A 14691-nucleotide genomic window follows, 5' to 3' on the forward strand; every position below is an offset into this window, starting at 1 on the left:
TTCAATATGATAAGTCGTATATTGAAGCACGTTAATTTTGCGAAATGATGGTAAGAAAATATCGTTGGGCTAATCTGATTTTGTTTCTGTTTCTTGTGCTTTTCTCGGGGTGCAAATCCACTGAAAAAGGCAGTCAAGAACAAGTTGAAATCAACACTGATGGAATCAAAGATGCTTCTGTTTCTACCATGAATAAAGACGCACTTCGCATCAAAGGCAAAGTTGAATCGGTATCCGATCCTTCAGGCCGAGGTAATGTGTATGGCGTTATTGTTCAGGAAATCATGAAATATGGTTCCACTTTCGCGACCATCAAGCCACAAATTGGAGAAAGAGTTTTGCTTCACACCTTTTCCGATGAATCACTTTTTGAAGTAGGTGAAGAGATTATCGTTGATGTAAAAACCCCACTTAAAAAATCTGGTGAATTGCTTTCCGTGAGCATGGTGAAATAACTTCTCTGTCATGAAAAAATGGTATTTACCTTCTAGCTTCCTTACTTTCTTTATCGTTCTTTTTCTTTCTTCTTTTCTAAAGCACAAACTGGAATTTGAAGTAAGACAAAAGCCGCAATTCAAGTTCGAAAAAGCTACCATTGAGGGCGATGATGAGGAGGAAGAAGATGAAAGAGAAAATCCTGAAAAGCGATTAGAGTACGAATATTATATGTTGGCCAATCCTTCAACGGGTAAAATCCCAGAAGGCATTAGGCTAAAGGAATTTAGATTCCAGAAGGAGCTGGAAAGGCAAAATCTGCTCAATTTACCCACTCAATCTTTTGGGGCGAATAGTGTTCAAACTCCTACTTTTGAAAGCCGTGGGCCTTATCATATTGGAGGCCGAACCAGAGCCATTGGGATTGATGTGGCCAATGAAGAAATAATTTTGGCTGGAGGGGTTTCGGGAGGAATCTGGAGAACGACAAACGGAGGAGAAAGCTGGGCAAGAACTTCGAGTGTTACTCAATTGCCAGCAGTTTCTGCATTGGTTCAGGATCAGAGAAGCGGTCAAACCGATACATGGTTTTATGCAGCAGGAGAACTGATTGGAAATTCTGCTTCGGCAAGCGGAGCTTTCTATTTAGGCGATGGCATTTTTAAGTCAACCGATAATGGTGCTAGCTGGAATGTAATCCCTTCAACAACTCAAGGAAGTAACACAACTTTGGGCGATTTCGGATTGATTAATGCGATTGTAATTGACAACTCGAATGCTTCGGAAAGAGAAATGTATGCGGCTTCTCTCAGTAAAATATACAGAACCACAGACGATTTCCAGACTTTTGATGTGGTGCTTGGCGCGAATAATACGGGTATCTCTTATACTGATTTGGCCATTTCGAGTACAGGAGTTTTAGTGGCTACAATCGCAAACGATAACGACAATGGTCCAAATGCACAAACAGGCGTTTATCTTTCTTCTGATGGTACTAGTTGGGTGAAAATCAATCCGCCTTCGGGTTTGCCATCAAATCATGGTCGAATTGAGGTCGCTTTTGACGCCAATAATGAAGATGTATTTTACATTCTTGGTACTTCGTTTTTATTGAAATACAGTATTAACGCAGGTCAGTGGCTCACTTTAACGCCAAATCTCAATGTTTCTTCCGACCCAGGCCAGGGTCATAATGGTCAAGGTGGTTACAACTTGATTTTAGGAGTTCACCCTGATAATAGTAATGTTGTTTTTGCTGGAGGAACAAACCTTTTAAGGTCTACGGATGCTTTTCAGACTAGCGTAAACCGAGTAAATATTGGTGGCTATCTTGAAGATAATAACCCCAATAATTTCCCGCAGTATAGTAATCATCATTCCGATCAACATGCACTTGCTTTTTACCCTTCTGACCCGAATAAAATGCTTTCAGGTAACGATGGCGGTATTCAGAGGACAATAGATAATTTGGCTTCGGGCGGAAATAGTCCTGTGAAGTGGGAGTTGCTGAACAATGGATATCTTACCTCGCAAGTTTATGCGGTCGATTCTTACAAATTCAATAGAGGTGAAGCTTTAACACTGGCTGGTCTTCAAGATAATGGCTCAGTTGGTTCTCAGACTTTTGCCGCTGATGAAAAATGGGTGAGTTTGTTGGGCGGAGATGGTTCATATAATGCTGCAACATATAATTCTCTATATGTTTCTGCTCAAGAAGGCCAATTGAGAAGGTTTGTGCTGGATGAGTTTACACAAACTTATGATTATGTAGGCGATATTTCTCCAAGTTTCGATGAAGATGACTTCTTGTTTATAAATCCATTTATATACGATCCTGTTAAACAAGATAGAATGTATGTGGGTGCTCAAGGCCGAGTTTTTTATACCAATGATATTCGTGAAGAACCTTCAGAAATAGATTGGACGAATCTTAATATGTCTCAGGCTTTAGGGAGTGATTTTGTGACCGCTTTATCGGCTTCTATTGAACCAGAAGGAATGCTGTATTTCGGAACAAGAGCTGGAAATTTGATGAAGATTTCAGATATCACTTCCACAGAAGTGGAGGATATTACGCCTGATAATTTCCCTGAAGGCTCCATAACTAGCGTTTCAGTCGACCCGAGAGATGCTAATAATGTATATGTGACTTTCGGTAATTATGGCATTGTAAGCATTTGGATGAGCAATGATGGAGGTAGTTCTTGGGAGTCCATTTCTGGGAATTTGGAAGAAAATCCTGATGGTTCTGGAAGCGGGCCTTCTATTCGCTATTTCGAGATTTTGCCAAACGGAACAGATGCTTCACTGTATTTTGTAGGTACTTCGCTCGGGCTTTATATGACTGGCCAATTGGATGGTGATAATACGGTTTGGGTGAAAGAAGCAGAGGAAACCGTAGGCAGTTCTATCGTCACTATGGTGAAAGCTAAACCTATTGATGGGCAGGTTTTAGTAGCAACACACGGAAATGGCGTTTTTCAAGCCAATTATGATATCAGTTTTCTGCCTAATATCAATTATTCTATTGATAAGAGCACCCAAATTGCCACACTTCGCGGGCCGGTATCTTACATCACAGGAGGAGGTTTTGCTTACCAATGGCTGAAAAATGGAGAAGAAATAGAAGGGGCTCAAGACGCAAATTATGTAACCGAAAGTTCGGGTAGTTATCAATTAAAAGTGAGCGATGAATTTGGTGGCGAACTTTTGAGCAATACCATCAACATTGGCTTGGACAAGGTGGGGCCAAGTCTTGTTTCTTTGAAAAGGCTTACTCCTTTGGAAGAAGAAATCGAAGCTGAAGAAGTTACTTTCCAGCTAATCTTCGATCAACCAACTTTCGATGTGAAAACCACTTCATTTAAACTCAATGGAGATGCCACGGGAATTGTGTCTTCGGTAACACAAGTGGCCGATAATACAACTTTCAATGTAATGGTGACTGGAATTGAAGGTCTTGGAACCTTGAATTTGGATGTTGCGGATGACTCTGGTATTGTAGATGAATTCGGGAACGAATTTACAGGTACTATTTCTTTGGAAGAAAGCTATACCTTGATAGACGTTACGGCTCCTGAAATTCTTTCAATTCTTCGTTCGGCACCTACTTTGGCCACAACGAATTTGCCAAGTGTAACTTTTGACGTGCTTTTCGATGAAGATGTTGAAAATGTAGACGCTTCAGATTTTGCCCTTTCTGCAACTTCTATAACAGCTAATGACATTTCTGTAGAAAAAGTAAATGCCCAAAAATATGCGGTTACCGTAACAGGTTATGAAGAAGATGGGATTATTGACTTAGATATTTCCGCTTCGAATAACATTGAAGACGTTTCTGGAAATGCATTCGAAGGTTTTGTGTTGAGTGAACAGACTTTCATGATTTCAGCAGATGTTTCTCCCAAGGCAACCATCACAAGGGCTTTCCCTACCGTTGAAGAAATCAACCGAACAGAGGTCACATTTTTGGTTTCATTCTCAGGTGACGTTCAGAATTTAGATGTTGATGATTTTACACTTTCTTCAAATTCGGTGGATGCTACCATTTCCGAAGTAACTCAAAATTCAGCTTCACTTTATCGAGTTGAAATCACCGACATTGGTGGCGAGGGTTTAATTGATTTGAATTTTGCAGAAAGCCTTTCTGTGAACACTTCGGATGGCAACCTTTTTACAGGCATCATTGATTCGGAGCAAACCTATACTTTTAAAACAACAGCAGGCGCAACGGCCACGATCTTGAGGCATAACCCCGCTCAGGAAGAAATTGATCAAACCACTGCGATTTTCGAAGTCACTTTCTCTACTAACGTTCAGAATGTCGATCTCTCAGATTTCAAAATGGCGGATAACTCTGTTTCGGCTACTATTCAGGCGCGCCAATCTGTTTCTGGTTCAGTTTACCGTATTCAAATTGTGAATATTCAAGAAAGTGGGTTGGTTGATTTAGATATTAGCAGCGACAACAATATTGTCGGTTCTGATAATAACTTCTTCTCTGGTGTGATTACTCAAGAACAAACTTACACAGCAAATATTGTGGTCACATCCATAGATAATCCACAAGACATTGAAGGTGCGTTTATCATCTTGAAAAACCCTTCGGAAGGTGGATTTACGCTTAAAGTAGGGCACGATTTCCCGAGTGGTTTCAAATGGGCAGTTATTGATAATGGAGGGGCTCAGGTATTAGAAAATGAGAAACCTTCGGCCTTTATTGGCGATGAAATAAAATTGAATTTATCGAGTTTCAGTGACGGTGTTTTTCTTTTGAGAATTGATACAGGAAAAGCCACCACAACATTGAAACTATTGAAAAGAGAGCAATAAAATACTTTTCTATCTTTTAGGGAGTTGGAAGATATGATGAAAAGATCATCCGCACCTGAACTAATTGAGATTACATGAAAAAGAGCAGAATTGGAGTTTTGGTTTTAGGGTGCCTATGTGCTTTGCTAGCAATTTGGTTGATCCCGTTTGGTTCAAAAAGCTCAGCTTATAAGGTTGAAAAGTTTAGTGCTTTTAAAGTTGAAGATGAATCGAACGAATTCGAATTTGAAGAGGACGAGAAGGAAGAAGAGGAGTCAGAAAATCCACTAAAGCGAATTCTGTTTGAATATGAAATGTTGAAAAATCCTTCAACGGGAGAGGTTCCTGAGAACATTCGAACAAAGGAGCTAGAGTTTGTAAAGTCCATTGCCGTTCAAAACAATAGAAAAGCTTTAAGGTCATCGGCCGCAGGCGTGGAGCAATCCAACGCTTCAAATTTCGTGAATCGGGGGCCATACAATGTAGGAGGTAGAACGCGCGCTTTGGCCATCGATGTTTCCGATGAAAACGTGATTTTAGCCGGAGCCGTTTCAGGTGGGGTTTGGCGTAGTACAAATAAGGGCTCTACTTGGACTCGTACTTCTTCAGTTAGCCAATTGCCTTCAGTAACAACGATAGTTCAAGATAAAAGAGCAGGAAAAACTTCGAATTGGTATTACGGAACAGGCGAATTTTTTGGAAATTCAGCCAATTTCAGTGGCGCGTTTTATTTGGGTGATGGCATTCATAAATCTACAGACGGTGGAAAAACATGGTCTCTTATTCAAGCAACGAGCACCGGCCAAAATGTGAGTTTGGGCAAGTTTGGGCTTGTTCACGATATGGCCATCGACTATTCAAATACTTCTGAAACAGAAATTTATGTAGCTGGTGTTTCTGAAATCATCCGAACTACCGATGATTTTCAGAGTTACCAAACCGTTTTGGGCGTTAGCAATGAAGGTTACAACTTTTCGGACATTGTGGTGAGCCCAACGGGCAAAGTAATTGCAAGCATTTCTAATAGTGACGGAAATGGTACAAATGCAGAAGAAGGGATTTTCATTTCAGAAAATGGCACTGACTGGACATCAATTGCACTTCCAGAAAATTTCCCATCGAGTTATCAGCGTGTAGAACTCTTCTTAGATCCTCAAGATGAAAACATTCTCTATACTTTAGGGAACAACTTTTTGTACAAGTATACCATTGACCAAGATTCTTGGTTGAGTTTAACGAACAATCTTGGTGTTTCTGAAGATGCAGGCCAAGGCCATAATGCCCAAGGAGGGTATAATTTGGTCGGAGCAGTGCATCCTGATGATTCCTTTACCGTTTTTGTGGGAGGAACGAATCTATTGCGTTCTAAAAATGCATTTGCTACCGCTACACAGAGAACAAATATCGGTGGTTACGAAAAAGATGATAATCCGAATGCTTATCCAAATTACCCTAATCATCACCCCGATATTCATGCGCTAAGCATTTTTCCTTCAAACCCAAACCAAATGCTTTCGGGTTCTGATGGAGGTGTGCACTTAACCACAAATAACTTAAGAGACGCTACTAAAAATCCAGTGATCTGGACTCCGCTGAACAATGGTTATGTAACAGGTCAGTTCTATGCCGTTGATCTTATGCGTGAAGGCAGAGGAAATCCGATATTGGTTGGTGGGATGCAGGATAATGGTAGCTGGATTACTGACCCGGAAAGTTCTATAGGTGCTTGGCAAAGGATTTTAGGAGGCGATGGTTCTTATTCTGCCTTTACTTACAATTCAATTTATGTATCTGCGCAAGAGGGGCAGGTTTACCGTTTAGCGCTAGAAGATAATACCTATGTGTATCAAGGGGAAGTGAGTCCTGATGGTGATTCAGATAATTTTCTGTTCGTAAATCCATTTATTCATGATAGGGTAAATCAAGACAAACTGTTCGTTGGAGCTAAAGGGAAAGTGTTTTACACCCAAGATATCAGAGAAAATCCAGGAGAAGGCGCTTGGAAGAGCTTTACAGGAAGCGGCCTTTCCAGCGATTTTGTTGCGGCATTGGCTACTTCGGTTCAACCAGAAGGTGTGCTGTATTTTGGTACCAGAGCAGGTAAAGTTTATAAAGTAAGTAGTACTAAAGGAGATATTGGTCAAGCAATAAATATTACTAGTGGTAGTTTGCCTTCTGGAAGTTCATCGCCTGCGGTTGTGAGCAGTATCGCTGTAGACCCTCGTGATGCCAACCGCGTTTTCTTGACTTATGGTAATTATGGAATCGTAAGCGTTTGGATGTCAGAAAACGGAGGAGGAACATGGACTCCGATTGCAGGAAACTTGGAGGAAAACAGTGATGGTTCAGGAAGAGGGCCTTCAGTAAGATCTATCGAGATTTTACCCAATGGAGAAAGTGGTGAAATGCTATTTGTGGGAACCAGTACTGGTTTGTATATGACCGAAAACATTAACGGTATGCAAACTCAATGGACATTACAAGCTCCTGAAGAAATTGGCAAGGCCGTAGTAAACATGGTGAAAGTTAGGCCTGTGGATGGCCTTGTTGTAGCGGCAACGCATGGTAATGGTGTTTTTTCAGCTAAGTATGATGTGACCTTCCATCCAGAAATTAACTACTCATTTATTGGAACTGGAGCTGCAACAATTAGAGCTCCGAAGTCTTATGTTTCAGGTCAGGGATTCGCTTTTAAATGGTTCAAAGACGGAGAAGAAATTACGGGCGAAACAGATAGTGAAATTGACGTGGATGAATCAGGAACGTACCAGTGCCGTGTAAGCGATCAGTTGGGGCCAGTAGCTATGTCGAACCAAATCACACTGAATTTAGAAGGTGAAGTAACAGGTATTGATGATCCTTTGGATTTGGTGGCAACAGTGAGTCCAAATCCTTCTTCTGGTGTTTTTAATGTGCTTTTTGATCAATCTTTTGCTAGTGGATTTGATTATGTAATCATCGACAGCAAAGGAAAGCAAATTTCATCTGGTCAGAAAAAATCGTTCAATACAGAAGAAACAGTTCCATTCGATTTAAGGAGTCAACCTGACGGGCTTTATATTCTTAATGTGCGCAACCCTAAATTGAACAAGGCTATAAAGCTTCTGAAAAGGAGCAATTAAATAATGCCCAATTCTAGAAGTTTTTCTTTTAGTTCTTGAGAGAATTTGGCAGCTCCCCAGTAGTTAAGGTGCGATGTATCTAAGAAATAGTCATTAGGGTAAAGACTTCCATCGAAAACAAGGCCTTTGAGGTTTTTGTGTTGGGCTTCTAGTTTTTTGAGGAGAGAACGATAAATGTTCAGGTCGGTACCAGACTCGTAAGCAGCTTTCTGAAATGGAGAAACCACTAAGACAAAAGTGCGTTCAGGGTGGGCTTCAATCAAATTCTCAAATTGATTTACGAGAGAATTAGAAACAACAATAGGCATTGGGTTTTCTTTTCTCCATGCTTCTAGCGCTTTAAATTCTTCACTCGTTTGTTTCGTTCTTACCACTTTTGCTCCCTTATTAAAGATCATTTTTTTTGGTAATTCATCTTCGCGTTTATAAGCACCTATATAGGTTAAATAATAGCCGAAATACCTAAGGCTTGGGATTTTATGCCAAGGTTCGGAAAGGTCGTAGGTTTGCATGAAATCGTTGACTTCCGGAAGGTCTACAATTGGTAAATAATCCTCCATTCTTATGTTGGGCTGCTCTTTGTCATAAAAGAAGGGCGGTGGTAAATCAATGATAATGGGAGTGTTTTTGTTTTTGGACAGCTCCATTTTTAGCTGAAATTCGATTTTCTGAAAGTTGGTAGCTGTAATTCCATAGTTGTAAAAGTTCGCGCCAAGACTGTCTGGAATATAGCCTCTTAAAACCGTGGAAGAGCCCATGATTGGGATTTCTTCAGTATGGTTTTCATGCATAAGTCTATATAGCTTATGGTAGTTAGTGGTTTCATTTTTCAGTACCACGTATTGCGTAAAAAAGTGATCGAACACAAAGACAAAGACGATCGATATCGCAAAGAAAGCAACTAGCAAAAAGGCAAGTCGCTTTTTAAAACTGGAAGTATACGAATTCGATTTTCTCATAGGTTCCGAGCACTAAAATCAAAAATAGTATAGTGAAAATATAGAGATGATTGAATCTGAATTTAAAGCTTTGAGGAAGTAGATAACTTATCGCCAGCATGAATATGACCATCCAGTTGATATAGAATTCCCCCATGGTGATGCCCGAACGTATACTCTTAGTATCGAAAGAACCTTGAAGGGAAAACAGACGATCGAATGCAGTGAACGCATCAGAAAGATTTTCTGATCTGAAGAAAATCATTGAGAGTACAAACGCGGACATAACGATGCCCCATCCCACAGGCTTTCTAAAGCTACTAGGGAGTTTTTGAATGCCATGTTTTTTGAGTCCATTTTCAGATGCTAGCAATATGCCATGCATTAGTCCCCAAAGAACATAAGTCCAATTGGCGCCATGCCAAAGGCCCATAATGGTAAAGGCAAACACTGAATTAAAGTACCATCTCCACTCCTGGACTCTATTTCCTCCCAAAGGGATATAGATGTAATCGCGAACCCACAGGGAAAGAGATATATGCCAGCGTTTCCAATATTCTGCAAAAGATGTAGAAATAAAGGGTCTTGAAAAGTTGATCATCAAGTCAAAGCCCATCAGTCTTGAAATGCCAACAGCAATATCACTATAACCAGAAAAGTCGCAATAAACCTGAATTAGGAAGAAAAAAGCACCCAGGAAAATAGCGACAGCAGAGGCCGATTCTACATCGGAAAAAACATGCCCAACATAAATGGAGAGCCTATCTGCTATGACAACTTTTTTGAAATAGCCATAAAGAATTCTATTCACGCCAATGTAAATATCATCCATTTCTAGATTGACCTTTTTCTTGAATTGAGGGAGTAAGTGGCCAGCCCTTTCGATAGGCCCTGCTACTAATTGAGGGAAAAAGGCCACATATAATGCAAAATAGCCTAGGTGCTTCTCAGCCTTGAGCCTACCTTGATAAACATCAATAGTATAACTCATGGTTTGAAAAGTATAGAAGGAAATACCCACAGGCAGAATGACTTCTAAGTAAACTTTTGAGGTTTCTAAACCCCAATTCAGCATCATTGAATGAAATGAATCGACAAAGAAGTTGAAATATTTAAAAGTGAAAAGGATGCCTAGGTTTAAGAGAATACTCACCATAAGCCAGCTTTTCCGAAACTTCTGGTCTATTGAGGATTCAATTTTGTGAGAAGCCAAATAATCTATTCCCGTAGAAAGCAAAATCAAGCTTAGGTACCACGGATTCCAATTCATGTAAAAGTAGTAGCTGGCTGCTAAGAGCAGAATCCAGCGATAGCGATGTGCTAAGCTATAATAAGCAATAAGCACTATTGGGAAGAAAATGAGAAAATGAACGGAATTAAACAGCACTTCTCGATGATTTATGGTTTAATAATTCCGTTTTCAAGTAGCCAGATTTTAAATTCATGACTGAATTTTTGAGCACCAATATAATTGGGGTGGAGGCTGTCCTTAAAGCAATTGTCAGGGTAGTTTCGCCCGTCAAATGCTACCATTCTCACATTAGGGAATTTCTTTTCAAGATCTTTTAAGTAGCTAACCATTTCGTCAAACTGTATTTCGGTGCCATAGGCGGATTTATGACTAGGGGTTATGACTAAGATGATTTTTCTATCGGGCCTGCTTGCTAAGAGTTTTAAAAAACGCTCTTCTAGTTGAGAGCTTGCAGTGAACGGATTATACATACTTAGCCTTTCTTCTACATATTGGTCGAATTCTTTTTTTGGCGTTTTGGGTAAGTAAAAAGCCCCACCGTTGTTAAAGTAATTCTCCTGTTCTTCCCGAGGTGTCTTTTTTAAATCGGCCCAATAATCCGTGAAGAAGCCAAAATACCGTAGCCCCGGAATTTTAAATGCTGGACTATACATATCGAAGTCTTTGAGGATTTCTTCAGCTAAGGGCTCATTTGCCATAGGCAAGAAATCTCTCATTCGAATGGTGTAATCTTCTTTATAATTCAAAAAATTACTGTAGAAGTCGATGATTATGGGGGAGGTTCTTTCTTTCTGAAACTCAGCCTCTACCAATGGATAGATTTTCTGAAAGTTAGAGCCAGCTCTTCCATAATTGTAAAAGTTAGATCCTAAAATTTCAGGTACATAACTTCTTTGGGCCATTGAACTTCCAAAAATTGGTATTTCATCCGGGTCGGTGTTGGTAAAAGCTCTTTTTACAATACTTGAGCCAAACCATTCTTTTTGATATACTACATATTTAGACCATGCAACATCGAGCAATAAGAGCATTCCTGCGCCTAAGGCAAAACAAACTAGCAAATACTTTGCGATTTGTTTAGAACTGGAAGTAGAAGAATTCAATTTGCTCATTGGTGCTCAATATGAATGTCAACAAGGTAAATAAAAGAAAATAAGCTGTGTTTTTGGCTGAACTATAAGGGCCTTTATAAACAGGTTTTTCAGGCAAAAGATAACTGAGAGCCAGCAAGAAGACAGCTAAAATACAGAAATTGAATTCCAGGTATGTTAAGCCTGCAAATAGCGATTTTCTGCTCATGTCCCATTCTGAAGAGAACAATTTGGATAATCCTACTAAGGCCTGATTTAAGTCTCTGGCTACGTACACAATAAAGGTGATACCCACGAAAGTCAATGTCCATAACCTGCCAAATAATGTTTTCAAGAATTTGGGAAGCTTTATATCCACACCAATAAAAGCTCGTTCAATCGCTACTCCCAGCGCATGTGCTGCGCCCCAAGCGACCAACGACCAATAGCCGCCATGCCAAAGGCCAACCAAAATGAAAGTAATAAACAGGTTGACAATTGTTCTTGGGTTACTAATTCTGCTTCCTCCCAAAGGAATATAAACGTAATCACGAATCCACTGGGAAAGAGACATATGCCACCGCCTCCAAAATTCTCTCAACGATTTAGAAAGGTAAGGTCTATGGAAATTATCCATTAACCGGATACCAAATAAACGAGCCGTACCAATAGCAATGTCACTGTAACCTGAAAAATCGCAATAGACTTGAACACAAAAAAAGAGACAGCCGAAAAGAATGGAAAGGCCAGTAGCTTGATGGGTGTCGGCAAAAACACTGCTGGTATAAGTTGCCAGCCTATCAGCAACTACCAGTTTTTTAAAGTAGCCATAAGCAATGAGGTTAAGTGCTTCTTGAACATCCGTCAAGGTCAATTTTTCTGGATTTCTCAATTGAGGTTGCAGCGTTTTGGCTCTTTCGATTGGCCCGGCTACAAGCTGAGGAAAGAACGATACATACAGTGCGAAGTATCCCAAATGTCTTTCGGGTTCAATTTGCCTTCGGTACACGTCAATGGTATAGCTCATGGTTTGAAACGTGTAGAAAGAAATTCCAATGGGCAAAATTAGGTTAAGGTAAATTTTAGGTATATCCCAGCCAATTGCTAAACCCCATTCATGAACTCCATCGGCAAAAAAGTTGAAGTATTTGAAAATGAAAAGTACACCCAGATTGACAATTAAGCTTAAGTAAAGCCATCTTTTTCGTATGACATCGTCTTCAGAAAGGCTGATTTTTAATGCGGAGAAATAGTCGACTAAAGTAGAGCCCACAATAAGCAAAAGGTACCAAGCATGCCAACTACCATAGAAGTAATAACTGGCTATAAGCAAAAACATCCATCTGAATTTATGCGGAATTCTGTAGTAGAGTAGGACTACTATCGGAAAGAATATGGCAAAGTGAATAGAGTTGAATAGCACCTTCTTATACCTAAAAAGTTAATCTTAAATATGAGAAATATTTGTGAATCTAAAAGGGATACCAATGCTGTTGAGCTGCAATTTTCAGTTAAATAATCATTCTATGAACCATAAAAAGCAGTGAAAAATGATTTAATTCGAATAAGATATCAGACACAATCACCGTGAAACATCATTTGAAACTTTTAATATTAGGGTTTGGCCTTCTTTCGTGTTTTAACTCGCATGCTCAAACCACATTCACTGAAGTTAGCGAGTCTTCAGGTATCAATTTTGTTTCTCCAACCAGACGAATGGATGGTGCTGGTGCTGCTTTTTTTGATTATAACAACGATGGGTTTATCGACCTGTATTTGACAGGGGGCGATAATATTCGTGATGGCTTTTTTAGAAATAATGGTGATGGAACGTTCACCGATATTACTCAGGAAGCAGGTTTTAGTTTTACACTTTCCGTTCCAATTTATGGTGTAGTAACCGCTGATATTGATAATGATGGAGACAGAGATGTTCTGTTGGCCTCAGAAAGAAATTACCCAAGTTATTTAATGCTGAATAATGGTGATGGCACTTTTTCTAATATCACAAATCAGGCTGGAATAAACGATCGAGATATGGATAGCCATGGTGCTGTTTTTGGTGATTTCAATTTAGATGGTTACTTGGATTTCTATCTCTTTGGCTGGATAAAGGATTATATTACAGTAGATGACGGTCAAGGTAAAACCATAGGTTACGATCATAATTGTTATCCTAATAAATTTTATATCAATAATGGTGATTTAACATTCACTGAGGTTTCAGAGCAGTTTGGGTTGAACAATGCGGGATGTACGCTAGCTGCTACTTTTACTGATTATGATCAAGACAATGATATGGATTTGTTGGTGGTGAATGATTTCGGAATGTGGGTTTCACCCAATGTTCTGTACGAGAATACTTACCCAACAGAGGGATTTGTTGACGTTAGTGAGGAAACTCACATGAACCAAGAAATGTATGGCATGGGTGTCGCTATTGGTGATTATGATCACGATCTAGACTTTGATTATTATTTCACCTCCATCGATCATAACTTCTTTATGCAAAACCAAGGCGATAATACTTTTAAGGATATCGCCACGGAATTAGGTGTTCAGAATGATTCCCTTTATGATGGAACCATTGCTGTGGCCACCAGTTGGGGAGCCGCATTTATGGATATAGATAATGATCGATTTGATGATTTATTTGTCGCCAATGGAAAGGTGACGGCATATTTTAGAACGGCTAATGAGGATCCAAATAAACTGTTTCTGAATGACAGAAATGGAGGCTTTATTGATATTTCAGAAAGTGCTGGCATTGATGTGACCGACAGAAACCGAACTTTAGTTTATGCAGACTATGATAATGATGGTGATTTAGATGCTTTAATTACCACGATTGATCCTGAGTTTCCTACTACTACTCACGTTTTGTTGTATCGAAATGATCTAGATAGCGATCACAACTGGTTGCAAATTGAGTTGGAAGGAGTTTCTGTGAATAGGGATGCTTTTGGCGCAAGGCTGCGGATTTTTGTAGGGGAAGATTCTTGGATTAAGGAAATTGATGGTGGCTCAAGCTTCCGATCTCAACATAGTACTATTGCTCATTTTGGTTTGGGAACTGCCGCAAAAGCGGATTCATTAGAAATTACGTGGCCAGGCGGAGAAAAAGAGATGGTGAAAAACATTCAAGCTAATCAAAGGCTCAAAATTGTACAGGGAGATTATGTTACTTCTTTAGACGACCAAACTTACCAACCAAAACTTAAGGTATTTCCAAACCCATCGGAAGGCAAAGTATTAGTTTCATGGGAAAACACTTCTGCCGAAAGGCCAAAAATCGGAGTTTATTCTTCTGATGGTAGAACCGTTTCATTGAAAGAAAAAACTTCCATAGGAATTAATAATGCTGTGGAGCTTGATTTAACAGATTTGAAAGAGGGGCTGTACCTGATCCGAATTTCTACATCAAAACAATCCTATATAGAAAAATTACTGATTGAAAGGAATTAATCTTTCTCTTGTCTTTTTTTTATTCCGCTCAATAAAAAAGCCGATCAGTTTTCACTGACCGGCCTTAAAACAACCATATTTAAGAAAACACAATGATG

General features: G+C 39.6%; 8 protein-coding genes. 4 read left to right on the top strand and 4 right to left on the bottom strand.

Annotation, left to right across the window (positions count from 1 at the left end):
* Positions 1-44: 44 nt before the first annotated feature.
* The 3 genes from ACXACJ_RS01810 (at position 45) to ACXACJ_RS01820 (ending at position 7868) form a co-directional block, all read left to right on the top strand.
* A complete protein-coding gene (locus ACXACJ_RS01810) occupies positions 45-455 on the top strand; it encodes a hypothetical protein (protein ID WP_475132553.1) in 411 nt (136 codons plus the stop codon).
* A gap of 10 nt (positions 456-465) precedes the next feature.
* The gene (locus ACXACJ_RS01815) at positions 466-4767 is read left to right on the top strand and encodes a hypothetical protein (RefSeq protein WP_475132554.1); all 4302 of its coding nucleotides are present in this window, start codon (positions 466-468) and stop codon (positions 4765-4767) included.
* Positions 4768-4841: 74 nt separating this feature from the next.
* Positions 4842-7868 (top strand): T9SS type A sorting domain-containing protein, encoded by a 3027-nt coding sequence (locus tag ACXACJ_RS01820; protein WP_475132555.1) that lies wholly within the window; start codon positions 4842-4844, stop codon positions 7866-7868.
* Here ACXACJ_RS01820 and ACXACJ_RS01825 read toward each other — a convergent pair.
* Genes ACXACJ_RS01825 through ACXACJ_RS01840 form a run of 4 tightly spaced genes read right to left on the bottom strand, consistent with a single transcriptional unit; the run spans position 7865 to position 12551 of the window.
* Positions 7865-8827, bottom strand: a complete 963-nt coding sequence (locus ACXACJ_RS01825; RefSeq protein ID WP_475132556.1) for a hypothetical protein — start codon at positions 8825-8827, stop codon at positions 7865-7867. The genes ACXACJ_RS01820 and ACXACJ_RS01825 overlap by 4 nt on opposite strands.
* Positions 8793-10193, bottom strand: coding sequence for an MBOAT family O-acyltransferase (locus ACXACJ_RS01830; protein ID WP_475132557.1), 1401 nt, complete (start codon positions 10191-10193; stop codon positions 8793-8795). Before ACXACJ_RS01830 ends, ACXACJ_RS01825 begins: the two co-directional genes overlap by 35 nt.
* 11 nt (positions 10194-10204) lie before the next feature.
* A complete protein-coding gene (locus ACXACJ_RS01835; RefSeq protein WP_475132558.1) occupies positions 10205-11170 on the bottom strand; it encodes an SGNH/GDSL hydrolase family protein in 966 nt (321 codons plus the stop codon).
* Complete coding sequence (locus ACXACJ_RS01840; RefSeq protein WP_475132559.1) at positions 11136-12551, bottom strand: MBOAT family O-acyltransferase; 1416 nt, start codon at positions 12549-12551, stop codon at positions 11136-11138. The genes ACXACJ_RS01835 and ACXACJ_RS01840 overlap by 35 nt, the downstream gene beginning before the upstream one ends.
* 164 nt (positions 12552-12715) lie before the next feature.
* Here ACXACJ_RS01840 and ACXACJ_RS01845 point away from each other — a divergent pair, with 164 nt between their 5' ends.
* The gene (locus ACXACJ_RS01845) at positions 12716-14593 is read left to right on the top strand and encodes a T9SS type A sorting domain-containing protein (protein ID WP_475132561.1); all 1878 of its coding nucleotides are present in this window, start codon (positions 12716-12718) and stop codon (positions 14591-14593) included.
* Positions 14594-14691: the final 98 nt, after the last annotated feature.

It is taken from the genome of Roseivirga sp. AWQ4_251 (genome assembly GCF_056158225.1).